22 protein-coding genes are annotated in these 23,066 nt (G+C 60.5%); 11 read left to right on the forward strand and 11 right to left on the reverse strand.

Annotated features, from left to right (window positions below; genetic code table 11):
• Window positions 1–172: 172 nt before the first annotated feature.
• Window positions 173–2,242 (forward strand): hybrid sensor histidine kinase/response regulator, encoded by a 2,070-nt coding sequence (locus C4S68_RS03265; protein ID WP_103931556.1) that lies wholly within the window; start codon window positions 173–175, stop codon window positions 2,240–2,242.
• Entirely contained in the window at window positions 2,239–3,474 is a 1,236-nt protein-coding gene (locus C4S68_RS03270) for an EAL domain-containing response regulator (protein ID WP_103931557.1), read from the forward strand. Before C4S68_RS03265 ends, C4S68_RS03270 begins: the two co-directional genes overlap by 4 nt.
• 40 nt (window positions 3,475–3,514) lie before the next feature.
• Here C4S68_RS03270 and C4S68_RS03275 read toward each other — a convergent pair whose 3' ends face one another.
• The 6 genes from C4S68_RS03275 to kdpF all read right to left on the reverse strand — a co-directional run bounded on the left by C4S68_RS03275 (window position 3,515) and on the right by kdpF (window position 10,327).
• The gene (locus tag C4S68_RS03275) at window positions 3,515–4,282 is read right to left on the reverse strand and encodes a hypothetical protein (protein WP_103931558.1); all 768 of its coding nucleotides are present in this window, start codon (window positions 4,280–4,282) and stop codon (window positions 3,515–3,517) included.
• A gap of 60 nt (window positions 4,283–4,342) precedes the next feature.
• The gene (locus C4S68_RS03280; RefSeq protein WP_235011316.1) at window positions 4,343–5,716 is read right to left on the reverse strand and encodes a multicopper oxidase family protein; all 1,374 of its coding nucleotides are present in this window, start codon (window positions 5,714–5,716) and stop codon (window positions 4,343–4,345) included.
• Window positions 5,717–5,874: 158 nt separating this feature from the next.
• Window positions 5,875–6,441, reverse strand: coding sequence for a potassium-transporting ATPase subunit KdpC (gene kdpC / locus C4S68_RS03285; protein ID WP_103931559.1), 567 nt, complete (start codon window positions 6,439–6,441; stop codon window positions 5,875–5,877).
• A 14-nt stretch (window positions 6,442–6,455) separates the two neighbouring features.
• Window positions 6,456–8,504, reverse strand: coding sequence for a potassium-transporting ATPase subunit KdpB (gene kdpB, locus C4S68_RS03290; RefSeq protein WP_103931560.1), 2,049 nt, complete (start codon window positions 8,502–8,504; stop codon window positions 6,456–6,458).
• A 15-nt stretch (window positions 8,505–8,519) separates the two neighbouring features.
• The gene (gene kdpA, locus C4S68_RS03295) at window positions 8,520–10,283 is read right to left on the reverse strand and encodes a potassium-transporting ATPase subunit KdpA (protein WP_103931561.1); all 1,764 of its coding nucleotides are present in this window, start codon (window positions 10,281–10,283) and stop codon (window positions 8,520–8,522) included.
• Entirely contained in the window at window positions 10,283–10,327 is a 45-nt protein-coding gene (gene kdpF / locus C4S68_RS23910; RefSeq protein ID WP_407641095.1) for a K(+)-transporting ATPase subunit F, read from the reverse strand. Before kdpF ends, kdpA begins: the two co-directional genes overlap by 1 nt.
• Here kdpF and C4S68_RS23500 point away from each other — a divergent pair.
• Window positions 10,326–10,502 carry a hypothetical protein gene (locus C4S68_RS23500; RefSeq protein ID WP_235011317.1) on the forward strand — a complete coding sequence of 59 codons (177 nt, stop codon included), beginning with the start codon at window positions 10,326–10,328 and terminating at the stop codon, window positions 10,500–10,502. The two genes, kdpF and C4S68_RS23500, sit on opposite strands and share 2 nt — an antisense overlap.
• Here the strand turns inward: C4S68_RS23500 and C4S68_RS03305 are convergent.
• Genes C4S68_RS03305 through C4S68_RS03315 form a run of 3 tightly spaced genes read right to left on the reverse strand, consistent with a single transcriptional unit; the run spans window position 10,499 to window position 13,870 of the window.
• Window positions 10,499–11,959 carry an outer membrane beta-barrel protein gene (locus tag C4S68_RS03305; RefSeq protein WP_146071988.1) on the reverse strand — a complete coding sequence of 487 codons (1,461 nt, stop codon included), beginning with the start codon at window positions 11,957–11,959 and terminating at the stop codon, window positions 10,499–10,501. The two genes, C4S68_RS23500 and C4S68_RS03305, sit on opposite strands and share 4 nt — an antisense overlap.
• A 59-nt stretch (window positions 11,960–12,018) precedes the next feature.
• Window positions 12,019–12,717 carry a response regulator transcription factor gene (locus C4S68_RS03310; RefSeq protein ID WP_103931564.1) on the reverse strand — a complete coding sequence of 233 codons (699 nt, stop codon included), beginning with the start codon at window positions 12,715–12,717 and terminating at the stop codon, window positions 12,019–12,021.
• A 1-nt stretch (window position 12,718) separates the two neighbouring features.
• On the reverse strand, window positions 12,719–13,870 hold the full coding sequence (locus C4S68_RS03315) for a histidine kinase (RefSeq protein WP_103931565.1): 1,152 nt from the start codon (window positions 13,868–13,870) through the stop codon (window positions 12,719–12,721).
• 18 nt (window positions 13,871–13,888) lie between these two features.
• Here C4S68_RS03315 and C4S68_RS03320 point away from each other — a divergent pair, with 18 nt between their 5' ends.
• The 8 genes from C4S68_RS03320 to C4S68_RS03355 all read left to right on the forward strand — a co-directional run bounded on the left by C4S68_RS03320 (window position 13,889) and on the right by C4S68_RS03355 (window position 21,288).
• Complete coding sequence (locus C4S68_RS03320) at window positions 13,889–15,343, forward strand: sensor histidine kinase (protein WP_103931566.1); 1,455 nt, start codon at window positions 13,889–13,891, stop codon at window positions 15,341–15,343.
• A gap of 43 nt (window positions 15,344–15,386) precedes the next feature.
• Window positions 15,387–16,451: a HoxN/HupN/NixA family nickel/cobalt transporter gene (locus C4S68_RS03325; RefSeq protein ID WP_235011318.1), complete on the forward strand. Its 1,065-nt coding sequence runs from the start codon at window positions 15,387–15,389 to the stop codon at window positions 16,449–16,451.
• An 89-nt stretch (window positions 16,452–16,540) separates the two neighbouring features.
• A complete protein-coding gene (locus C4S68_RS03330; RefSeq protein ID WP_235011319.1) occupies window positions 16,541–17,326 on the forward strand; it encodes a PGN_0703 family putative restriction endonuclease in 786 nt (261 codons plus the stop codon).
• Between the two features lie 77 nt (window positions 17,327–17,403).
• Window positions 17,404–18,162, forward strand: coding sequence for a Stp1/IreP family PP2C-type Ser/Thr phosphatase (locus tag C4S68_RS03335; protein WP_146071989.1), 759 nt, complete (start codon window positions 17,404–17,406; stop codon window positions 18,160–18,162).
• A gap of 75 nt (window positions 18,163–18,237) precedes the next feature.
• Complete coding sequence (locus C4S68_RS03340) at window positions 18,238–19,026, forward strand: dienelactone hydrolase family protein (RefSeq protein WP_103931570.1); 789 nt, start codon at window positions 18,238–18,240, stop codon at window positions 19,024–19,026.
• A 185-nt stretch (window positions 19,027–19,211) separates the two neighbouring features.
• Entirely contained in the window at window positions 19,212–19,643 is a 432-nt protein-coding gene (locus tag C4S68_RS03345; protein WP_200821459.1) for a MarR family winged helix-turn-helix transcriptional regulator, read from the forward strand.
• Window positions 19,644–19,669: 26 nt separating this feature from the next.
• Window positions 19,670–20,983 (forward strand): MFS transporter, encoded by a 1,314-nt coding sequence (locus C4S68_RS03350; RefSeq protein ID WP_235011320.1) that lies wholly within the window; start codon window positions 19,670–19,672, stop codon window positions 20,981–20,983.
• Window positions 20,980–21,288 (forward strand): hypothetical protein, encoded by a 309-nt coding sequence (locus tag C4S68_RS03355; RefSeq protein WP_103931573.1) that lies wholly within the window; start codon window positions 20,980–20,982, stop codon window positions 21,286–21,288. Before C4S68_RS03350 ends, C4S68_RS03355 begins: the two co-directional genes overlap by 4 nt.
• Window positions 21,289–21,360: 72 nt before the next feature.
• Here the strand turns inward: C4S68_RS03355 and C4S68_RS03360 are convergent, their stop codons facing one another.
• Window positions 21,361–22,200: an ABC transporter ATP-binding protein gene (locus C4S68_RS03360; RefSeq protein WP_103931574.1), complete on the reverse strand. Its 840-nt coding sequence runs from the start codon at window positions 22,198–22,200 to the stop codon at window positions 21,361–21,363.
• 9 nt (window positions 22,201–22,209) lie between these two features.
• On the reverse strand, window positions 22,210–22,989 hold the full coding sequence (locus C4S68_RS03365) for an MlaE family ABC transporter permease (RefSeq protein ID WP_103931575.1): 780 nt from the start codon (window positions 22,987–22,989) through the stop codon (window positions 22,210–22,212).
• Between the last annotated feature and the right edge of the window lie 77 nt (window positions 22,990–23,066).

Consider the following 23,066-nt stretch of genomic DNA (forward strand, 5'->3'; position numbering starts at 1 on the left):
TTCGACACACAGTCATTACGAAAGTACATCGCACGATGCACCCAGACCGAGGGGTGGCCGATGATTTAAAGGCAACAGCGAGAAGCGTTTGTCAGGAACGATGTTGCGCGTAAATGCGGCTTGATAGCGAATGCCCCAACACGCGAGTTCTTGGACGTAACAGGTCGGGTGGATGATTCAGGCTCTCTCAGTTCTGGCAGTCTCGCTCCTCACGCATTTCAGCCCCTCCATGGTGGGATTGAGTGCTGTGGTTGCGGGAGCGGTTGTGCTGTGGGTGGGCCGTCAGCTGCTTCGCCAGGAGCGCGAGATTGATGAGGCTGGACGCCGCTCCGATGTCATCTTTGAGCAGCTGAGCGAAGGCGTTGTCCTCATCGATCACGTTCGCAACTTGGCAACGATGAATAAAGCTGCCGCCCGCATTCTGGGAGTATCCGGGCCAGCCGTGGCCCACAGCGAACTCCGTCGTGGATACGAGGTCCTCTCTTCGGAGGGCAGGCCGTTGCCTGAGTCGGAGTGGCCCAGCAGCCTTGCCGCGAAAGGGCGATATGTCCGTTCCCTTGAGCTGCAGCTGATTCGAAAGTCGCATGGCGACGTTCGTTATGTTGAGGTCAGCAGTTCCCCGATCCATAACCACAAGGGCGTCTCGACCTCGACCCTGCTGACATACCGCGATATCACCGAGGCGCGACGTGCCGCACTGGCGCGTGAGCGTCTCGCGTCGATCGTTGATTCGTCGGACGACGCGATTATTGGCAAAGATGTGGACGGCATCGTCACCAGCTGGAATCGCGGAGCGGAGAAGGTCTTTGGCTACAGCGCTGAGGAGATGCTTGGCCGGTCGATACGCATCCTCATCCCGGAAGGGCTTGTCTCCGAAGAAGACGACATTCTGAGCCGCATCCGCAGTGGTGAGACCGTGGAGCATATGGAGACGGAGCGACGCCGCAAGGACGGCTCCCTCATCCAGGTCTCAGCGACGATCTCCCCGATTCGCGATTCCTTCGGGAACATCATCGGAGCTTCCAAGATTGCGCGTGACATCACGGAGCGTCGTCGTCTGGAGCGCCAGTTGCGGCAGAGCCGGAAGCTTGAGGCGCTTGGCCAGCTGACGGGCGGCGTAGCCCATGACTTCAATAACCTCCTCGGCATCATTCTCGGTAACCTTGAGCTGCTGGGAGAGATGCTCGAGGGAAATGAAGCGGCCCTCGGACGTGTGCGGAGTGTAGAGCGTGCCGCTGGCCGAGGAGCTTCGCTTGCCCGCAGGATGCTCGCCTTCTCAAGCCGCGAGGAGCTGTCTCCCGCCCGCGCGACGCTGAGTGACCTGGTAAACAGCACCCTTGAACTGGCGACCCGAGCTTTAGGGCCTGAGATTGACATCATCCCAAGCCTGGACGAAACGACCCCTCCGGTCTTCGTCGACTCGGCGGCGCTCCAGAACGCACTCCTGAATCTGCTGGTCAATGCGCGGGATGCGATGCCCAAGGGTGGTTCGATCACAATCACCACCCATGTAGCCCACCTGGACGATGCTTATCCTCCAGTCGTAGCCGGTGAGTTGAAGGCCGGCTCCTACGCTTGCCTGTCTGTTTCTGACACGGGCCACGGCATGTCCGCCGAGGTGCTGGAGCACGTGTTCGAGCCTTTCTTTACAACGAAGAGCCGCGACAAGGGCACCGGTCTTGGGCTTGCGATGGTGTACGGATTTGCTCGTCAGTCGGGTGGGACGGTTCGAATCTATAGCGAACCCGGTTATGGCACGACCGTGTCTCTGTACCTTCCCCTGTCCGATGACGACGCGCAGGCATATCCGCAGCTCGAAGATTCCAGCGACGATATCGTCATTGGTAATGGTGTCGCCCTGGTTGTGGACGACGAGAGCGACCTTCTGGAGGTCGCTGTCTCCTACCTTCGCGCGTTGGGCTACAGCGCAGTTGGCGTCTCCGGACCAGCCCAGGCGCTTGAGATGCTTACCCGGCAAAAGGTTGACCTCGTCATCACCGACATCATCATGCCCGGAGGCATGAATGGGGTGGAGCTCATTGAAAAGCTCCGCCAGATGCAATGCGACATTCGTGTGGTGTACTGTTCGGGATTTCCAGCCGATGCTTTAGCGGAGCGCCGCATGCTTCACCTGGACGGGCCTCTTCTCCACAAGCCCTACCAGCGCCGTGAATTCATTGCGGCAATTCGCAAGGTGCGCGCTCAATCACCGTCGGCTGAAATGCGGGCCCCGCTGCTATGAACGCTATTGCCATGCCCTCACCGGCTGAAATTCCGCTGGCGCCTCGCGTGCTCATCATCGATGATGACTGCGACCTGGGCAGGTTCGTGGCCGACGTCGTCGAGCAAATGGGCCTGCGTACCACGCTCACTTCGAGCGCTGCAGAGTTCCTTCATGCTCTTTCTCCTGACGTTGGCCTGATCATTCTCGATCTCGTCCTGCCAAAGGTGGACGGCGTCGAGTTGCTGCGGCTCCTCAATCGCCAGGGTTGCACGGCAAGCCTCATCGTCATGAGCGGTTTAGGCGTCCGGATTATGGAGAGCGCCGAAGAGCTGGCGATGGCTCTCGGGCTGAAGATCGTCGGACACATTGCGAAGCCCTTCCGCCGGTCCGATCTCGAAGCGATGATCTCGCGCTATGAAGCTTCGGTTGCTTCGGAGCGCACCTTTAAGACTGAGGGTGGCCCGTGCTCTGAGCCAGAGGACTGCCTTGACCAGGAGTTCGAGCGGGCGCTCATTCAGCACGAGTTCATCCCTCATTTCCAACCCCAGATCGATCTGGCCACGGGTGTCATGGTCGGGATCGAAGCTCTGGTCCGCTGGCAACATCCCCGCCTTGGCGTGCTTCCTCCGGCCCGCTTCCTGGACCGAATGGAAAGCGCCGGTCTGATGGAACGACTGAATTGGGAGGTCGTCGCCCAAAGTCTTGCAGCGCTTCAGCGAATGGCGCAGATCTCCGACGTGACACCTACGCTTTCGATCAATGTCACCGCCTCCTCTTTGCGGGACCTTAGCTTTCCCGACACGCTGGCGATTCTGCTGGAACGCTATCGGATCAGTACGGATCGCATCATCCTTGAGATCACCGAAGGTGGCCTGATTGAGGAGCTGTCCAGCACACTCGACGTCCTCACGCGTCTCCGCATGAAGGGCATAGGGCTGTCCGTGGATGACTTTGGCACCGGTTACGCCATGATGCAGCAGCTTCGCCACATCCCGGCGAACGAGCTGAAGATCGATCGCTCCTTCGTGTCCCGACTGCCGCAGAGTTCAGCCGATCGAGTTCTTGTCCAGACGACGATCGAGATGGGACACGCGCTTGGTATGCGCGTCGTCGCTGAAGGGGTCGAAACCGAAGACCAGCTGGCGGCCCTTCGCCTCGACGGCTGCGACTTTGCCCAGGGATATCTCTTCAGTCGTCCCCTTCCGGAGCATGAACTGGTTGGCTGGATGACGCAATACGTCGCTGCCTGAACACCGCGATTGCTGGTGGATGGCGTTTGCGAGAGTCTGGCTAGTCCACCGCAGTGTGATGGCCCCACTCGAACCTTCGGCCAAGGATGCCCTTCACGATCAGGTGATCGGTCGCGCTGGTTCCTCCCATGCCTACGCCGATGTTGATCTCCCATGCTGGCGATACATTGAGGTCCGTGACCACAAACAGCTGCTGCTGCTGATCGTGCAGGCCATCGATGCGCCTCAGGTCACCGTAATCCGCGTAATACTCAAAGCCCGCGTTGATCTTCTTGGTGAAGTCATAGCCGACCTTTGCGCCCGGAGCGAATGCCAGCCCCTGCTTCACATCGGGCCCGTGCCACGTTCTCTCCAGCGCAGGATTGACTGCAAAGTACCAACGCCCCAATGTCTTGTCGACGATCGGGCGAATCTCCCAGGTCCAGGTGTCAGGCGAATAGACCGCGCGCTGATAGCCCACCTCGGTCGACAGGCTAACCCCTACCGGCCAATGCCAGCTGTCAGGAGCTCGCACGCGCGGACGGATATGATCGCCGACCCATTGCACACCGTGGCCGTCCTGTTCGCTGGTAAAGATGTAGAAGCCGACCTCAGACCACTTCGTGACGCCTTCGGTCAGCTCGATGGTCTCGTGCTCCTGATGATTGGTCGGGTAAACGCCATCGATCAACTGCTTCTGGCCGTCCACGGTGTAGTTGGAATGCAGTTCGACCATCAATGTCTTCGGCGCAACGGTGTCGGCGCCATAGACCTGGATCTCATAGTTGCCCTGCGCGCTGGCAAGCACCGGAAGAGCCAGTGCCACCATCGCGATCAGGAGATTTCTAGATGCCGATACCAACGCCCTCACGTCTCGATCGTCCCCTTCTTATGAATATCGAAACACCATCATGAAGCCACGGTCCATGTGGTCCTGCTGGTGGCAGTGAAACAACGTTCGCCCTGGATGCTGCGCCAGGAACTCAACTTCAGCGACACTATGCGCCGGAACCAGCACGGTATCTTTGACGATGCCTCTCAGCCCGGATGCTCCATCGATCGACTTCACCTCGAAGACGTGCCGATGCAGGTGCAATGGGTGATCGTCATGGCTCTGGTTATCGAGGATCAGGCGATAGCGCTTGTCTTTCTGGAGCACGGGCTCTTCAGTCTCGGGATAGCTCTTTCCATTGATCGTCCATCGCTCCGGCGCGCCGTGACCTTCAAACTTCGAGGAGAAGATGAGCCTGATGGGCAATGCCGGCTCCGACGGCTCGGAAGCATCTACCGTGAGGGACTCATCGCTGCCAGCAAATTGTCGGTAGCTCCAGGTCAGTTCTTCCGGCTGAATCCATTTCGGCTTGCCGTTGGCGCCTTCGTACTCCAGGACGATTCCCATGCCGGCCGCCTGCACATGTTTGCGCACCTCGCCGAGCACCCAGACGCCGGTAGTGTCCATCGCTACGATGGCACTGATACGTTCTGCTGGCGCCAGCCTCAACATGGGCACGGTCTTCTGTTGGCCCGTAGGAAGGGTATTGCCGTCGAGCGCGACGACGTGGAAGCTATGTCCAGCGAGCGCGATCCAATGAACCTCCGTCGGGCTCGAGTTGAGAACGTGCAGCATCACGCGCTCGCCGTGCTTCACCCGCACCGGCTCACCGAAGCCCAGCGCCTTGCCGTTGATCGTCGAAACGTCATAGCTCGGCATCATTGAGCCGTCGTCGCTGGCCAGCATCTGGCCTCCCCAATCGTGCAGCGCCAGGAATACCTCACGATCGAACGCAGTCGATTGCGCTCCACGCGGGCCATCGATCATAAGGAAACCGTGCAGGCCGCTGAACTGACCAGCGGTAAGGTCGTTTCCCGCAAAGGTATGGGTGTGATACCAGCGAAATCCCGCAGGATCCGGCCGGAAGGTGTACTGTCTCGACTCTCCGGGAGCAAGCATCGGCGTTCCTTCTTCCATGGCGCCATCGATCTCCGATGGCAGGAAGAGCCCATGCCAGTGCACGACTTCCTCGCGGGAAGATCGGTTCCGAACCTCGACGGTCGTTGCCTGCCCGGCACGCATGCGGAGCAGCGGTCCCGGGACCTGGCCGTTGTAAGCGAGAGTCTTGTACCGGTGTTTCGGAGTGGGTTCGGCGGTAAAGGGTGCAATCTCCAGGGTTAGATCTGCAGTTGCACCCAGCAGTGGAAGGGGAGCAAGCCCTGCAATCGCGGCACCGGCAAGCCCCGATCGAACAAGACTCCGTCGCGTCAACTCCCTCCGTCCTGTATTCGCCATAGGTTGAGTATCACCGATCTGCGTGCCCGCTCGGGCGACGGCAACCATAGCGTCAACGCAGGATGGCGGGCCCCCTTCCAGCGTCGCACCGCTGAAGGAGAACCCGCCATGAACTTCCGTTCATCTGCTTCCGTTTAGTGACTTGCCTTATCCAGCGCGAGGTTAAGTTCGAGCACATTCACGCGTGGTTCACCCAGGAGACCCATCTGGCGTTGGGTGACGTGCGCTTCCACAAGGGTACGCACGGCGTCAGCCGAAAGCTTCCGTGCTTTAGCCACACGTTCCACCTGAAACATGGCAGCCGCAGGTGTGATGTCAGGGTCCAGCCCGCTGCCCGATGTCGTCACGAGATCGATCGGAGCCCCGGCACCCTCTGCCGCGACAGCTTGGTCCACCCGCGTGAGCAATGCCTTGTTTGTTGGCCCAAGGTTCGATCCACCTGATGAACCGGCATCATAACCAGCACCTGCTGCCGAAGGCCTGCCGTGAAAGTAGCTGTCTCCGACGAACGCCTGTCCTATCAGGTGCGATCCAATCACAGATCCCTGCGCGTCATACACCAGCGACCCGTTCGCCTGCTTCGGGAATGCCACGGACGCGATGGCTGTCGTCACCAGCGGATACACAAGCCCGAACAGCACGCCCGTCACCAGCGTGAACAGTACGGAGGTCACAATTAACTTTTTCATTTCGTTCTTCATCTCAGCCTCCTTGCCTATGCGAGATGCACGAGCGTGATCACAATGTCGATGAGCTTGATGCCGACGAACGGCACGATGATGCCGCCGAGGCCGTACACGAGCAGATTCTTCTTGAGCAGCGTCGCAGCAGGGAGCGCCTTATAAGCAACGCCGCGCAGAGCCAGCGGAATCAACGCGACGATCACAAGCGCGTTGAAGATCACGGCGGAGAGAATCGCGGACTCGGGCGAATGCAGATGCATGATGTTCAACGCATTCAGCACAGGGAAGACACCCGCAAACATCGCCGGGATAATGGCGAAGTACTTTGCCACATCGTTGGAGATGGAGAAGGTCGTCAACGCTCCGCGTGTCATCAGCAGCTGCTTGCCGATAGCCACAATCTCGATGAGCTTGGTGGGGTTGGAATCGAGGTCGACCATGTTTCCTGCTTCTTTCGCAGCCTGGGTGCCCGAGTTCATCGCAACGCCTACATCGGCCTGCGCGAGCGCGGGCGCGTCGTTGGTGCCGTCCCCGGTCATCGCAACCAGCTTGCCCTGCGCTTGTTCGCGCCGGATCAGATCCATCTTGTCCTTTGGCTTGGCCTCAGCGAGAAAATCATCCACGCCGGCTTCGCGTGCAATGGCTGCAGCCGTCAGAGGGTTGTCGCCGGTGATCATGATGGTGCGAATGCCCATCGCGCGTAGCTGCTCAAAGCGTTCGCGCATGCCGCCCTTGACGATGTCCTTGAGATGGATGACCCCAAGCGCACGATTGTTTTCGGCAACAACAAGCGGTGTGCCGCCAGAGCGAGCCACTTCCTCTACCGATTCGCGGACCTCCTTCGGCATGGGGTTGCCGAGCTTCTCCAGGTAGTTGGCGATCGCATCGACGGCGCCCTTGCGAATGATGCGGCCATCGATGTCGATGCCGCTCATGCGCGTCATGGCGCTGAAAGGAATGAACTGCGCATTCAGCGACGCGAGCTCGCGCCCTCGCAGATCGTATTTCTCCTTTGCGAGGACCACGATGGAGCGACCCTCCGGCGTCTCGTCCGGAAGAGACGAGAGTTGTGCGGCGTCCGCAAGCTGCGCACTCGACACTCCCGGGGCAGGGAGAAATGCCGAGGCTTGACGATTTCCGATCGTGATGGTTCCCGTCTTATCGAGCAGCAGGGTGTCGACGTCACCGGCCGCTTCCACGGCCCGGCCGGAAGTCGCCAGTACATTGTGCTGTACCAGGCGATCCATGCCTGCGATTCCGATAGCCGACAGCAGCGCACCGATCGTCGTAGGAATGAGGCAGACGAGCAGCGAGATCAGGACAAAGATCGTCTGTGGCGCACCGGAGTAGATCGCGAACGGTTGCAGGGTCACGACGGCGAGAAGGAAGATAATCGTCAATCCCGACAGCAGGATATTGAGCGCGATCTCGTTCGGTGTCTTCTGCCGCTCTGCGCCTTCCACCAGTGCGATCATGCGATCGAGGAAGGTCTCGCCGGGGTTCGATGTGATGCGCACGACGATCACATCGGAGAGCACGCGTGTACCGCCCGTAACTGCGGATCGGTCACCGCCTGCTTCACGAATCACCGGCGCTGATTCGCCTGTGATCGCGGACTCATCGACGGATGCGACCCCTTCAATGACTTCGCCATCGCCGGGGATCATCTCCCCGGCGACGACGCGCACGATGTCACCGACTCGCAGTTTGGAGCTCGGCACCTGCTCGGTGACATCATCTTTCACGATGCGAACTGCCATCGTCTCGGACTTGGCTTTGCGCAACGCATCGGCCTGGGCCTTGCCTCGGCCCTCGGCCATGGCCTCCGCGAAGTTTGCAAAGAGGACTGTGAACCAGAGCCACAATGTGATCTGCAGGTCGAAGCCGAAGTGGCCGATCTTGCGGACCCCATCGACGACGAGCAGGATCGTGGTCAACACACTCCCGATCTCGACGACGAACATCACGGGGTTGCGCATCATCACAATGGGGCTGAGCTTGCGGACCGCATCGAAGCTGGCGCGACGAAGGATCTCGCCGTCGAAGAGGCTACGCGTTTTTCTGTTTGAACTTGTATTCATGGCGTTCGCTCTCCTTTAGAAGCTCCTGCCGGCGTGCATCAGCAGGTGTTCGAGAATGGGTCCCAGAGACAGGACGGGGAAGAAGGTCAGCAGGCTCACGATAAGAATCACGCCCACCAGCAACGTCGCAAACATCGGCGTCGTTACCGGGAACGTGCCAGCCGTGGCGGGAACGCTCTTCTTCGCTGCAAGATTGCCCGCAACGGCGAGCATCGGGATCAGCATGAGGAAGCGGCCGCAGAACATGGCGAGCCCCAGCGTGGTGTTGAACCAATGCGTATTCGCGTTGAGACCCATAAAGGCGGAGCCGTTGTTCGCGGTCGCCGAGGTGTAGGCGTAGAGGATCTCCGAGAGCCCATGCGGCCCCTGGTTGGTCAGGCTCGAGAGGCCGAGCTTTGGAGAGAGCACGGCAATCGCTGTGAAGCCGAGAATCAACAACGGGAAGATCAACAGATAAAGCATCGACATTTGAATGTCGTACGCTTCGATCTTCTTGCCGAGGTACTCCGGCGTTCGACCGACCATGAGGCCTGCGATGAACACTGCCATGATGACAAAGATCAGCATGCCGTACAGACCGGCGCCCACGCCGCCGAAGACCACCTCGCCCAGCATCATGTTCAGCAGCGGCATCATGCCGCCGATCGGCGAGAACGAATCGTGCATGCCGTTTACGGCGCCGCAGCTAGCGTCTGTGGTGATCGTGGCGAAGAGCGCGGTGTTCGCAATCCCGAAGCGAACCTCCTTGCCCTCCATGTTGCCGCCACTCTGTGTTGCACTGACGTGTTGGTCCGCGCCGCGCAGCAGGGGATTAGGCTGTGCCTCTGCCCAATAGGTTGCAGCCACACCTGCAAACCACAGAACAGACATGGCGCCAAAGACTGCCCATCCATGTCGCGGCGACTTGGTCATCTCTCCGAGCACGACAGTGAGGCCGGCAGGAATGAGGAAGATCGCCAGCATCTGCAGCAGGTTGGTCAGAGGCGTTGGATTCTCAAACGGATGCGCGCTGTTGGCGTTGAAGAACCCGCCACCATTGGTGCCGAGCATCTTGATCGCCTCCTGCGAAGCGACAGGCCCCTGCGCGATCGTCTGAGTGGTCACCGTCGAGACTTTGCCATCGGCTCCGGTCACGCTCTGCGGTTGAACGAGCTTTGCAGAGTCGTATGGCTTCAGGTTCTGCACCACCCCCTGCGAGACCAGCGCAAGCGCAAACAGGAGCGAGAGCGGTGCGAGGACCCACAGCAGTGCACGCGTGATGTCGACCCAGAAGTTACCAAGGGTCTTCATCTCGCGACGTGCAATGCCGCGAATGAACGCAACCGCCAGAGCGATTCCGACAGCAGCCGACCAGAAGTTATGTGTAGCAAGCCCGAGCATCTGTGTTAGATAGCTCATCGTCGTCTCGGGTGTGTACGACTGCCAGTTTGTGTTCGTGGTGAAGCTGATCGCGGTGTTCCACGCAAGGTCTGGTGCGACGGCTGCCAGGTGCTGTGGATTCCATGGCAGGTGACCCTGGAGGCGCTCGATCGCGTACGTGAGGAAGAGCGTTGCGGCGCTGAACATCAGCATCGCGACGAGGTAAATGCTCCAGTGCATCTCCTCTTCCGGGTTGATGCCCGTGACGCGATACAGCAGGCGCTCGACGGGCAGGAGCAACGGGTCGAGGAAGGTCTTGCGGCGCTCAAAGACTGCGGTCATGAAGAGACCGATCGGTCGAGTGAGCACCAGGAGAAGAGCGAAGAAGAGCGCAATCTGCGCCCAGCCATTGAGCGTCATCAGAATTTCTCCGGGCGCAACAGCGCGTACACGAGATAGACCATGACGGCTGCCGATATCAGCAACAGGATGATGTTTTCAAGCACGGTTTGCCTTGCCTTTCAGCCGGGCACACGCTTCGATGTAGCCGTGACCGGTTCCGAACAAAATAAGAGTGAGGATGATAAAGATCGCATCGGACATGAACTGCCTCCGTGGTATTGCCGTTCGCTGGCCTAGAAGTGGTAGGTGATGTCGCCTGCTACAACAAACTGTGTGTTCTTGGTGCCGAGGTCATAGGCCTTTAGCTGATAGGAATGCTCAAGTCGAATCTCCGGCCGAAACAGGATGGTGCTTCCGATCCAGTGGCCGTAGCTGATCAGGTGCTCGGAGTACATGGTGGTGAAGCCCGTGCGCTGGCCCTTGATGTCGTCGACAAACTCGTTGCGTATCGACAGGTAGTTATGTGTGTCGATCTTGTCCTCGACATAATTGACCACGGCGGTCTCAGGAGCGAAGCAGCGTTGTTCGCCGTAGGAGCAGAACGCACCGTTCGCGCCAGTCTCCGGTGCAATCGGATGGGAGACATTCCCGCCGATATTTGGCACATCGCGCTCGTACATGTACCAGGTCTCGGTATCCATGTGCCAATGCGCGTTGATGACGTGATACCACGTCTCGTAGTAGGACTGGAGGTTGTTGTATGCGTACTTCCCGTTATTGAAGGAGTTGGCGCATGTGTAAAGCGCGTCGTTGCCCTTATGCCAGGTGTAGTCCACGCATGCTGTTCCGGTGGGCTGTGCATCCTTTGTCCAGGGTGCGACGTCGTTGCCACCGGAGAATCCCGTCTGCAGCAGCCAGTGGTCGGAGAGCTTGATGCTCGCTACGATGCCGGTCTGAGTGTAAGGATCGACCGAATAGAGCAAGGAATGCGAGTACGTGTAGTTGTTGGGGGCCAGCTGAGCTTCGATGTCCGGCAAGGAGATGTATCGCCCCATGCGAATGTTCATGCCTTTGGCAACATGCGGAACGTAGATGTCCACGTAGGCCATCACGGGGTCATACCCATACTCGTGATTGCGCGCAAGCAGTTGCTGCGAGAAGATGCCCTTTGCCGTCGTGTAGCGGTAGTCCTGACCATAGAGTTGGGCAAATCGGAAGCCCCAGTCGACATGGTCTGTCTGCACCGTGTCAGGCAGGCGTTCTACATAGAGGACCTGCTGGTCCGGTGTAACCCGATTCGGGTTGTAGTAATAGGAGGCTGGACTATTGGCGCCATCCCCCTTGTTTGAAGTGCTGACGTTGAAGCCGCCGTTCAGCCAGCCATAGATCTTCACCCGGCTGCGATTGCCATTGATGGCCTGCATGAGAGGGTAGGTCTGGGTGTCAGCTGCTCCGATGACAGGCGTTCCCCCAACAGAGAAGTCGGGGCTGGGGAAAGGCGTGGAATCCAGAGGCGCGGGAAAGCCGCGGCGTGGAGTTGCGGGGGCGTTAGGATCAGGCACGGCACGCCAGTCGCTGAGGTACGCGTCCGCCAGGCGCTTGAAAAATCCACCCTGTTGCACGGTACTGCTCTGGGACGCGACATTGGCAACTGGCGCCGTAGACGTTTCGACGTTGCTGCTTGTTTGCTGGGCCCACGTTACTGCGCTCCAAAGTACGAGCGCGGTGGTGCTGATTGCATGACTTTTTGACACACTTCCTCCAACTCCTTCATTACAAAGTCAGAGGGAGTAGGAAGTCCGTATGGAGGGCGTTAAGAAGTCGTAAAGGCGGTCAGAGGATCGGGTTCAAGGCGGTAGCCAACCCATGGTTCGCTGCGGATGTAGCTCGGAGCCTCTCCGAGATCGATCTTCTTGCGCAGCTGTGCCACGAGCACCCGCAGATACTCCGGCTGGCCTTCTCCAGAGTGACCCCAGATCGTCCTCAACAACGTCCGATGGGTCATCACGCGGCCTGCATTGCGAAGCAACAGGAGCAGCAAGTCGAACTCCTTGGGCGTGAGATGGATCTCTTCACCACGGACAAGCACGCGATGCGCCTCGACATCGATGGAGAAGTCCCCATCGCTGATCGACATGGCAGGCTGCTCCTGGGAACTGCGGCGGCGGAGCTGCACACGCACGCGAGCAAGCAGCTCCGGCATGCTGAACGGTTTCGTGACGTAGTCGTCCGCACCGTTGTCCAGCGCAAGAACCTTCGAGGCATCCTGCTCGCGCACGCTGAGCACGATGATGGGTAACTCGCTGAACTTGCGCACCTGCTGCGTGAGCTCCACACCATCCATCTCCGGCATCGAGAGGTCCGTGATGATGAGATCTGCCGAGAAGGTCTTCAACTTCTGCAACGCCTCAACGCCGTTCTCCGCGACGGCAACCTCATAGCCATAACTCTCGAGCGAGGTCCGCAGCACGCGGGCGATCTGGCGTTCATCGTCGACCACAAGAATCTTCATCTCAGCGTTGCTCCTGCGTAATGATGTGCAGGTCCGCGTGGGGTGCATCCCGCATGAAACGGCTTATCGCCACGAAATACAGGTACTTTTTCAGGCCGGTGAGAGCGGATCTTCCAAAGAGCACCTGCGTGATGCGGTTCTGTGCCGCGAACTGCGCCGTAGCCGCAGCGACGTTGGTCCCCTTGAGGTGAACGATATTGGCCCCAAGATTGCGCGCGAACTCGAAGTTCTCCTCCAGCGCCCTCGCGGTGTCCGGTTCAGCGTCGATGTCCGTATCCATGTGAAGCACGAAGAATTCCGCGCCAATGGCGTCTGCAAGGCGAGCACCGCGCGCGACGAGGTCTCTGGATCCGGGGCTTGCGCTCACGCACACGGCCACCTTCTCCGAGACCATCCAATGGCCGCCGAGCTGCTTGCGCTTGACGTAGGTATCGAGCGTGCGATCGACGGCACGGGTCACGCGTTGCAGCGCCATCTCGCGCAACGCGATCAGGTTTCCCCGGCGGAAGAAGTTCTGCAGCGAACGTTCAACCCTCTCCATGGGGTAGATGTCACCGCGGCGCATGCGCTCTGCGAGGGCCTCGGGCGTCACATCGTTGATCACAACCTCATCCGCCCGGTCGAGTACCCAGTCCGGGACGGTCTCACGCACGATGACGCCGGTAAGGGATTGCACCCGTGGCGTAAGACTCTCGATGTGTTGCACATTCAACGTCGTGAGAACGTCGATGCCGGCTTCCAGCAGGGCAAAGACATCCTCGTAGCGCTTGTGATGGCGGCTGCCTTCCACGTTCGTGTGTGCAAGCTCATCCACAAGCGCCACCGTGGGTTGCCGCTGCAGGACAGCTTCGAGATCCATCTCTTCGAAGATGGTGCCTTTGTAGTCGATGCGCTTGCGCGGAAGCTGTTCGAGCTTCTCTGCCTCGGCGGAAGTCCCGGCGCGTCCGTGGGTTTCCACCATGGCGATGACGACGTCCTCGCCGCGGCTCTTGCGGCGGATGCCTTCGCTCAACATGCTGAAGGTCTTGCCCACGCCGGGGGCGTATCCGAGGAAGACCTTGAACCGCCCTCGCGGTTTTCCCGAAGCTTCCGCGGCCTCGGCGGACTCCAACCAGTCTTCTGGGCGTTTACGCGCAATACCTTGGGTGCTCATCGCAGTACAATCCAGCTCGTGAACTCGAAACGATTCATTACGGCGGCTCGGTGGCTCGGAATTTTGTCTGGCCTGGCGATCATCACAGCGTTCTTTCGGACGGTGATCCACGCCAATCCCACTACCGTGGCTTTGAGCTTCCTTCTGCTCATTCTGTTTATCGCAGCCAATTGGGGGCTCCGCTACGCGATTGTTTCGTCGCTCATCGCGACTGCCTGCTACAACTTCTTTTTCCTGCCACCGGTCGACACGTTTACCGTATCAGACCCGCAGAACATCCTTGCACTTGCCGTCTTTCTCATTACGTCGGTCTTTGCGAGCCGCTCCTCGAACCGCATCCGCATGGAGTCGGACGATGCCCGCAAACGTCAGGCTGAGCTTGAAGTGCTCTACCGGCTCGGTCGCGGTCTTCTCCAGACCGACGAGATCATACCGCTGACGAACGCCATCCCAGCGGCGATCGAAGCTGCCAGCGGAGCTCACTCCGTCGTCTTCTACCTACTGGACAACGACAGTGTCTATCGTTCCGGGCCCGACTGGCCTGCGGCGCTTTCCACCAGCCAGTTGCAGGAGCTTTCGAACTCTCCGGCGGTAACCTTCAGTCCGGCCTCAGACGAGTCGGTGATCCCGCTGCGTACCGGGGTGAGGCCTCGCGGAGTGGTGATTCTTCGCGGCGTAAGGCTCTCGACGCAGACCCTTGAAGCCTTGGGCGGTCTTGTATCGATCTCGCTGGACCGCGCCCGCGCTGTGTCTGAGCTGACGCGTGCCGAGGCTTCGCGCGAGAGCGAGCGACTGCGTGGCTGGATGATGGATTCGATCACCCACGAGTTGCGCACCCCTTTGACTTCCATCAAGGCCTCCGTCACGACATTGCTGACGGCACAGCTTCCACCGGCAAGCTCGCGCGAGTTGCTCACGATCATCGACGAGGAGGCAGACCGGCTGAATCGCCTTGTGGCTGAAGCGGTGGACATGGCGCAGCTCGACAGCCAAGAGGTGCGGATGAATCTCACCCCGCAAGGCCTGGGAGAGATGATGCAGAAGGCGATCGGTGAGAACGAGACGTTGCTCGAAAACCATCCCATCGAAGTTCGGCTTCCGACAACGCTGCCCCGCGTCATGGCCGACCCCATCTGGATGGAGAAGGTGCTCGATAACCTGATCGAGAACGCGGCCAAGTATTCGAACCCGGATACTCCGATCTTCATCAGCGCCGAGATCTCTGGCGGTTTCGTTGCTTGCAGTGTCGCCGATCGCGGATTTGGCATCGATCCGATGGAACAGTCCCTCATCTTCGACAAGTTCTACCGCTCGCCGAATCGCCGGCCTGTGAGCTCCGGGACCGGTATGGGGCTGGCTATTTGCCGCGCGATCGTAGAGGCGCACGGCGGACAGATCTGGGTGACCAGCCAGCCGGGGCAGGGATCGGTCTTCACCTTTACCCTCGCGGTCGCCCAGAGGCAGCGTGGGTGAGGGCCATCACTGCAACGCGCCGGCATCACGATAAAGTAGCTCTATGGCTTTGAGCGGCATGCGCATGCTGATGGGACGGATGCGAGGCACACGTGCGCGCGTCGTCGCGATCTACATCGGCCTCATTGCCTTCAATCTCGGGGCCTGGATCTGGGCTGCGATCGCCTTTCATCCGCATCCGGTCCTGCTGGGGACGGCGTTTCTCGCCTATAGCCTCGGGCTTCGCCACGCCGTTGACGCAGATCACATCGCCGCCATCGACAACGTCACCCGCAAGCTGATGCAGGAGGGCCGCAAGCCGGTCACAGTGGGCCTGCTGTTTTCGCTGGGCCATTCGACGATTGTCATCGTCGGTTCGGTCGCCATCGCAGCCTCAGCCCGGGCGTTGCAGCAGCGCATCGAGGGATTTCACTCCATCGGAAGCCTCATCGGCACGCTCGTCTCCACCCTGTTTCTCTTTGCAATCGGGCTGGTCAACATCGTCGTACTCCGGTCGATCTACCAGACCTTTGCCCGCGTGCGCCGCGGAGAGCCCTATGTCGACGAGGACTTCGATCTGCTGCTCAACAGCCGAGGGTTGCTGGCGAAGCTCTTCCGTCCCATGTTTGCGTTGATCCGCGAGAGCTGGCACATGTATCCGCTCGGCCTGCTCTTCGGCCTCGGATTCGACACCGCGACCGAGGTCGGGGTACTTGGCATCTCGGCCACGGGGGCGTCGCACGGATTGTCCCTGTGGTCGATCCTCATCTTCCCGGTGCTCTTTGCCGCCGGCATGAGCATGGTCGACACCACTGACAACATCCTCATGCTCGGGGCTTACGGTTGGGCGTTCGTGAAGCCTATCCGGAAGCTGTACTACAACCTCACCATCACCTCGGTTTCGGTCGTCGTGGCTCTCGCCGTGGGCGGGATCGAGGCGCTCGGACTCGTCGCCGACAGAACCCATCCCAGCGGAAGCTTCTGGCTGCTCGTGGGTCGCCTCAACGAGAACTTCGGCTTGCTGGGGTATGCCATCATCGGCATCTTCGTGCTGAGTTGGGCGTTCTCGCTCGCCTTCTACAAGTGGCGGGGATTTGATGAGCTAGAGGCTTCCGTCAGCGGCGATTGATCCACCCATGTTCGCCATACCTTCGCTATGCTGTTCGAGTGGACGATCGCCAACATTCGCTTCTCACGGCCGGGAAGCTGCGACGCGAGTTGAGCGCGCGCAACCTTCTGCGCGCCAGCCAGGGACACCTCCACGAGCAGACGGCAGGTTCCACGCCGAGCATCCTCTATGCGCCGGAGGACGACGGCACGCATGGAAACTTTCTCTCCGCATCCTATCGACGGATCCTGGCTCGTCCGGCCTGGGCGGCGCGCCTCGAAAAGGCCTACACGTCGAGCCGACTCGTGCCTCGTTCCCATGACCGGCGCCGGGCTGAACTGGATTGCGCGGTAAGCTCGGACGCCCTGCTGATGAATATCTTCTGCTATCCCGGAATGACAAGGCGCGCAGGCATTTGCGCTCTCCTCGGCGTTGCACCAGGGCTTCGGCCGGAGTTTGGTGTGCGCGGCATGCTCCCCATGGCTCGCGGCGAGGTCGATCGGACGGAGATCGACATGCGCCTCGGAGATCTGCTGGTCGAAGCAAAGCTCACGGAGGGAGGTTTTGGTACGGCATCGAGGGAACGCTTGCTGCGCTACGAAGGCGCATCGACTCACCTCGAACTCGAGGATCTGCCGCGAGGGAACGCGGGTTTTGCCGGCTGGCAGCTCATCCGCGGTGTGTTGGCCGCTGCGCATCAGGAAGCCCGGTTCGTCGTTCTTTGCGATGACCGGCGGCCCGACCTGCGGGACGCATGGTTCCGCATCCTGGTCGCTGTCCGATCCAGTGAACTCCGCAGCAGGCTTGGACTGGTCACATGGCAGGAGGTTGCTGCTGCCGCGCCGAAGAGTGTCGCAGGTTTCCTTGCATCGAAATACGGTATCCTCGGGCGGTAGCTGCGGAAAGCGGGAGCGCCGGGCGCTTGCTGGCCGGGCTGGCGGCCGTTCGTTGAGCCGTCCGGGGGAACACGTTGGTGTCTGCAGTCGTCCTGGAAGCCGTTGCGATGACCGATGTCGGGCTCGTGCGCCGTCTGAATCAGGACACCTACGGCTCCGATGCCGCGCTCGGACTCTTCGTCGTGTGTGACGGGATGGGCGGTCCGGCGGGGGGCGAGGTGGCAAGCGCCATCGCCGCAGAGACCTTCGTCAAGATCTTTCACCAGGAACTGGACGCCGCACCCGGGCACGTTCCCACGTCGACTGGGCTTGCGCTGGAGCGCGCCGCCGCCGCTGCTAACCGGGCGGTCTGCGCCCGGGCGGCGTACGATACCCGTTATCGGGGCATGGGCACGACCCTTGTCGCGGCGCGGATCAGCGGCAATGACCTCACCGTCCTCAACGTTGGGGACAGCCGCGCTTATCTTCTTCGCCATGGTCACCTGCGCCAGATCTCCTCCGATCATTCGTATCTCAAGGAGCAGGTCGAGCTCGGATTGATCACCGAGCAACAGGCGAAAGACTCGCCCCTTCAGTCGGTCATCACTCGCGCTATTGGAGCGGAGCCGGATGTACACCCTGACCTGTTTCGAGAGGTGCTGGAGCCTGGCGACGTAATCCTGCTCAACTCCGACGGCCTCACCCGCCACGTCTCAGACGGAGTCATTGGTTCCACACTTCTCAAAGCCCCGAGTGCGGCTTCAGCCTGCGAGCAGCTCATTGCGCTCGCGCGCGACGGCGGTGGTTCGGACAACATCACATGCTTCGTCATCCGGGTGATCGAGGCCGCAGCGTAGCAGGACGCGGGACGTGACTGGGCTGCTCCACGGAGTCTGCATGCCGATCGTCACTGCACACAGGGAGATCCACCGATGGTTGTTATCGACAACGAATACGTAGACCTGGACACCCCATCTGGCCCCATGCGGACCCACATCGTGCGCCCGGCGGCTGAGGGCCATTACCCCGGTATCGTGCTGTACAGCGAGATCTTCCAGGTCACCAAGCCCATTCACCGCACAGCCGTGCAGCTTGCCGGGCACGGCTATATCGTCGCTATTCCGGAGATCTACCACGAGTTCGAACCGCTCGGCACCGTCTTCGAATACGATCAGGCGGGCTCCGATCGCGGCAACACCCTGAAGACCACCAAGACCGTGCAGGCCTACGACGACGATGCTCGCGCAGCTCTCGCGCACCTTGCCTCAAGGCCCGACTGCACCGGCCGCCTGGGCGTCATGGGCATCTGCATCGGTGGCCACCTTGCCTTCCGCGCAGCGATGAACCCTGAGGTCAGTGGCACGGTTTGCTTCTACGCCACCGACATTCACAAGGGCGGTCTCGGCGCCGGCATGAACGACAACTCGATGGCGCGCGCTGCGGAGATCAAAGGCGAGCTCCTCATGGTCTGGGGACGGCAGGACCCGCACATTCCGACCGAGGGCCGCATGAAAGTGCTCGAGCGGCTCAACGAGGTGGGCGCAAGGCTGAACTGGCATGAGGTCAACGGAGCGCACGCCTTCCTTCGCGACGAAGGCGTCCGCTACGACCCGGAGCATGCTCGCTCTATGTTTGGTCTGGCGCTCGAACTCTTCCATCGCACCATTGCTGTTGGTGGGGGAGCTGCTTCTCTCAAGCTGGACACGAATACGAAGCACTAATCGTCTGCGAATCCGGTCGTAGAAGCTCCCTCCTCGTGAGGGAGTTTTCTTTTGCGTGAAGTCGTATCAGTTCGATCGATGGCACGCCGCATCGTTCGGATTCAGCATGTGGCGTCAGCGAATCTTTAGCTGTTTTCTTGACAGGTAAACTGATAAGTTTTACTGTCTAGATGGAGAGGGCATCGATGGCTGCAACGGAACAACAGATCGACGAACTCATCCGGGCGATGGGCCTGATCGTGCGCCGCGTCCGCGCATCCGGGCAAAGGGAACAACTTTCGCTGACGGAAGCGATGGTGCTTGGGCGTCTGGTTCGTGAGGGGCCGCAGACTTCCGCCGAGCTGGCTCGTGCCGAGGGGATGAAGCCGCAGTCCATGGGGGCGACGGTTGCCGCGCTCGAGGAGGCCGGTCTGGTCGCCCGCACACCGCACCCCACCGATGGCCGGCAGATGCTCGTGACTGTTTCAGAAAGAGGATTTGAAGTCCGTGCCAGGGCAAGGGATGCGAAGCGGCTCTGGTTGGCAAACGCAGTGGCCCAGCTGGACGATCAGGAGCGCGAGACACTCCTGGCAGTGACGGGCATCCTTCGCCGCCTCGCAGAGAGGCAGGAGCCATGAGCGCGACGGAACAAGAGAGACAGCCAATGCAGGTGGCGCGAGAGCGGGAGCCCGGTCGGTTCGACCATGCGTGGCGAGCGCTGCGGCACCGCAACTTCCGTCTTTACTTCTTCGGGCAGGGCATCTCGGTGATGGGGTCGTGGATGACCCGGGTCGCGATCACCTGGCTGGTCTATCGTCTGACAAAGTCCGCCCTCATGCTCGGTGTGGTGGCATTCCTGGGGCAGATCGTGGCCTCGGTCCTCGGTCCAGTCGCTGGTGTTTGGGTCGAGCGTTGGCCGCGCCGCACGATGCTGGTGTGGACGCAGGCTGCTGCGGCGGCGCAATCGCTGGCTCTCGCCGGACTCACCCTGAGCGGCCGCATCAACCTCACCGAAATCATCATCCTCGCTATTCTGCAGGGGCTCATCAACGCCTTCGATATGCCCGGCCGCCAGTCCTTCCTGGTGCAGATGGTCGAGGATCGCAACGACCTTGGAAACGCCATTGCGATCAACTCCACCGTGGTGAATGGCGCGCGGCTGATCGGCCCGGCGCTCGCGGGATTTGTCATCGCGTGGGCTGGCGAGGGCTGGTGCTTTCTTATCGACGGCGTGAGCTACTTCGCGGTCATCGCCTCGTTGATCGCAATGCGTCTGCCTTCACATAACCCGGTGACTCGGCGCGGTGGCATGCAGGAGCAGCTGCAGGAGGGGTGGGACTACGTTACCGGCGTCCGCCCAGTGCGGACGACCCTGCTGGTCTTCGCGCTGGTCAGCTTGATGGGCTATCCCGTCATGGTTTTGCTGCCGGTCTTCGCCGCTGAGGTGCTGCACGGCAATGCCACCACGCTGGGCTGGCTCTCCGGCGCGTCCGGCGCGGGCGCGTTGCTCTCAGCGCTGTCGCTGACGGTACGTAAGAACGCAGCCGGGCTGCTGCAGATGGTGCTCATCGCAACCGTGCTGCTCGGCGGTGGCCTGGTGGGCTTTGGGCTCTCGCACGTGTTGTGGCTTTCCATGTTGCTGATGGTGATCGGCGGCTTCGGCCTGATGCAGGTCGCGAGCGCATGCAACACCATCCTCCAGGCGCTGGTGACCGAAGACAAGCGTGCCCGGGTGATGAGCTACTACACAACGGCGTTCTTCGGTGCGGCCCCGATCGGAAGCCTGCTGGCCGGCGCGCTGGCCCATCGCATCGGTGCGCCGATCACGGTGATGATCACCGGCGGCTTCTGCCTGCTGGGCGCCGTCTGGTTCTCGATGGAGCTCCGCCACATCGGCGGCGCATTGCACTCAAACAGCAGCGAAGCGAGCCTGATCGGGGCCGAGGAAGAAGCTGCAAGAGAAGGGGAAGCAAGATGACAATCGGCAGTGCTGTTGCGGCGTTCTTTGCAGGAATGTTCCTCGCAAACTTCGTTCCTCACTTCGTTAAAGGGATATGTGGCGATAGGTTCCCGACGCCGTTCGCGAAGCCTCCGGGCAAGGGGCTTTCCTCTGCCACGGTGAACGTGGCATGGAGCCTGGTAAACCTCATCGCTGCATTCTTTCTCTTCCGCATAGGCCGCGTCGGCAGCGGGGAACTCGCCCCGGTTGGAATCTGCTTCGCGGGAGCTGCGCTGTTGAGCCTTCAGATGTCTTCGCACTTTCAGCATAAAGACAAGGAGTAACGAATCACTCGGACCAGCGTAGCGCTCCTTCGACGGTCAAGCGACAAACGCTCGTGTCGATCGCAGAACTGGTTACTGTAGGTAAGAGCGAAGCCAGGGATCGGTGCTTCCGGTCAGTTCCAGCGTCCCGCCATCGAACACCACGCTCCCTTCGTTGATCACAAGGAACTTCGTCCCGGGATCGAGACCATGATCTGGGATCGGCTCCATCGCACTCTTCGTCGGCGACCAACGGTGGGTTGCCAGAGTGAAGGCGTCCTGCAGGCGATGGGTGATCAGCAGCGCCGTCGCATGGGAGACATCACGCTGCTTCACGACCAGCTCAATGATCGTGGTCGAGGTGATGGGATCGAGCCCACCGGTGGGCGAGTCGTAAAGCAACAGGTCGGGCTTGGTGATGATCGCTCGTGCGATCGAGACGCGCCGCCGCATGCCGCCAGAGAGCTCCGAAGGGAACTTGGCGATCGCCTTCTCCAACTCGACGAAGCGCAGCGCTTCAACGACCCGGGCATGCGATTCCTCCTCGGACACATGCTCTTCATGGAGGCGGTAGGCGACGTTGTCCTCCACGTTGAGCGAATCGAAGAGGGCGCTCTCCTGGAACACCATGCCAACGTGCGCCCTCATCTCGAAGAGCTCCTTCTCGGTCATCTCCTGCAGGCAGCGGCCAAAGACCCGGATGCTGCCGGAATCCGGCATCATCAGCCCATTGGTGAGCTTCATCAACACGCTCTTGCCACCGCCGGCTGGTCCCAGCAGGATCCGGGTCTCGCCCGGTTCGACGCGGAAGCTCACATCACGCAGAACCTCGTGACCGTCGAAGCCGATCGAAACATGCTCGAACTCCACGACGGGAGTTCCGGGAGCCATGCTTTCGACCATGCCCTTTTCTGAGAGAGAGGCAGAGGCCATCAGTTCGCGCTACCTTCCGAAGAAGCCAATCAGGAGTTGGGTGACGACGAAGTCGCCGATGATGATGAGCACAGCGCTGGCTACGACAGCCTGCGTGGTCGCCCGGCCTACGCCGCGCGTGCCGCCTGTCGCCGTCAAGCCGTAATAGCAGCCGATGGTCGCGATAATGAATCCGGAGAAGATCGGCTTGACCAGCCCCCCGATCACATCGCCGTGCTGCAACGCCATGTAGCCGGTGTGGAAGAACTCGCTGGCGCTGAGCCGCAGCAGCACCACGGCCACCGCCGCGCCACCTGCAATGCCGCAGGTGTCGGCGATAATCGCGAGGAAGAACATCATCACAACGCTGGCCAGAAGACGCGGTGCAACCAGCTTTCGCACCGGGTCTGTTCCCAGCGCTCGCATTGCGTCAATCTGCTCCGAAACCCTCATGGAGCCCAGTTCACTGGCCATGCCGGAGGCATTTCGCCCCGACACCATGAGTCCAGTCAATACGGGTCCGAGCTCCTTCACCATCGAGAGCGCGACCAGGCGACCGGTCATATTGACGGCGCCGAACTCTTTCAGCGACACCGCCGCCTGCAGCGCCAGAACGCAGCCGGTAAAGAAGCCCGTCAGCACGACAATCGGCAGGGAGCCCACGCCAATCAGGTCCATCTGCGTGAAGATATCGGCCACGTACCGCGGCTTGGAAAACAGATCTGCTACCGCCCGCCCGGACAGGATCGAGTAGTCCTGTACGGAGGAGGCGACATCCTTGGCAAAATCTTCTGGCGTGGAAAAGGGCATCTGTTCGCTGTTGGCTCAGGCTATCAGATGCAGCTACCCCTACACCAAGTCGCAATCCATGGTGGAATCACCTAATC

It is taken from the genome of Bryocella elongata, assembly GCF_900108185.1.
GTDB lineage: Bacteria > Acidobacteriota > Terriglobia > Terriglobales > Acidobacteriaceae > Granulicella > Granulicella elongata.

Bases quoted from the DNA above. Each gene is read 5' to 3' on its own strand.
- C4S68_RS03265 (WP_103931556.1), top strand. From the start codon at position 173: ATGATTCAGGCTCTCTCAGTTCTGGCAGTCTCGCTCCTCACGCATTTC.
- C4S68_RS03270 (WP_103931557.1), top strand. From the start codon at position 2,239: ATGAACGCTATTGCCATGCCCTCACCGGCTGAAATTCCGCTGGCGCCT.
- C4S68_RS03275 (WP_103931558.1), bottom strand. From the start codon at position 4,282: ATGGTGGCACTGGCTCTTCCGGTGCTTGCCAGCGCGCAGGGCAACTAT.
- kdpC (WP_103931559.1), bottom strand. From the start codon at position 6,441: ATGAAGAACGAAATGAAAAAGTTAATTGTGACCTCCGTACTGTTCACG.
- kdpB (WP_103931560.1), bottom strand. From the start codon at position 8,504: ATGAATACAAGTTCAAACAGAAAAACGCGTAGCCTCTTCGACGGCGAG.
- kdpA (WP_103931561.1), bottom strand. From the start codon at position 10,283: ATGACGCTCAATGGCTGGGCGCAGATTGCGCTCTTCTTCGCTCTTCTC.
- C4S68_RS23500 (WP_235011317.1), top strand. From the start codon at position 10,326: ATGACGGCTGCCGATATCAGCAACAGGATGATGTTTTCAAGCACGGTT.
- C4S68_RS03310 (WP_103931564.1), bottom strand. From the start codon at position 12,717: ATGAAGATTCTTGTGGTCGACGATGAACGCCAGATCGCCCGCGTGCTG.
- C4S68_RS03315 (WP_103931565.1), bottom strand. From the start codon at position 13,870: ATGAGCACCCAAGGTATTGCGCGTAAACGCCCAGAAGACTGGTTGGAG.
- C4S68_RS03325 (WP_235011318.1), top strand. From the start codon at position 15,387: ATGGCTTTGAGCGGCATGCGCATGCTGATGGGACGGATGCGAGGCACA.
- C4S68_RS03340 (WP_103931570.1), top strand. From the start codon at position 18,238: ATGGTTGTTATCGACAACGAATACGTAGACCTGGACACCCCATCTGGC.
- C4S68_RS03345 (WP_200821459.1), top strand. From the start codon at position 19,212: ATGGCTGCAACGGAACAACAGATCGACGAACTCATCCGGGCGATGGGC.
- C4S68_RS03350 (WP_235011320.1), top strand. From the start codon at position 19,670: ATGCAGGTGGCGCGAGAGCGGGAGCCCGGTCGGTTCGACCATGCGTGG.
- C4S68_RS03355 (WP_103931573.1), top strand. From the start codon at position 20,980: ATGACAATCGGCAGTGCTGTTGCGGCGTTCTTTGCAGGAATGTTCCTC.
- C4S68_RS03360 (WP_103931574.1), bottom strand. From the start codon at position 22,200: ATGGCCTCTGCCTCTCTCTCAGAAAAGGGCATGGTCGAAAGCATGGCT.
- C4S68_RS03365 (WP_103931575.1), bottom strand. From the start codon at position 22,989: ATGCCCTTTTCCACGCCAGAAGATTTTGCCAAGGATGTCGCCTCCTCC.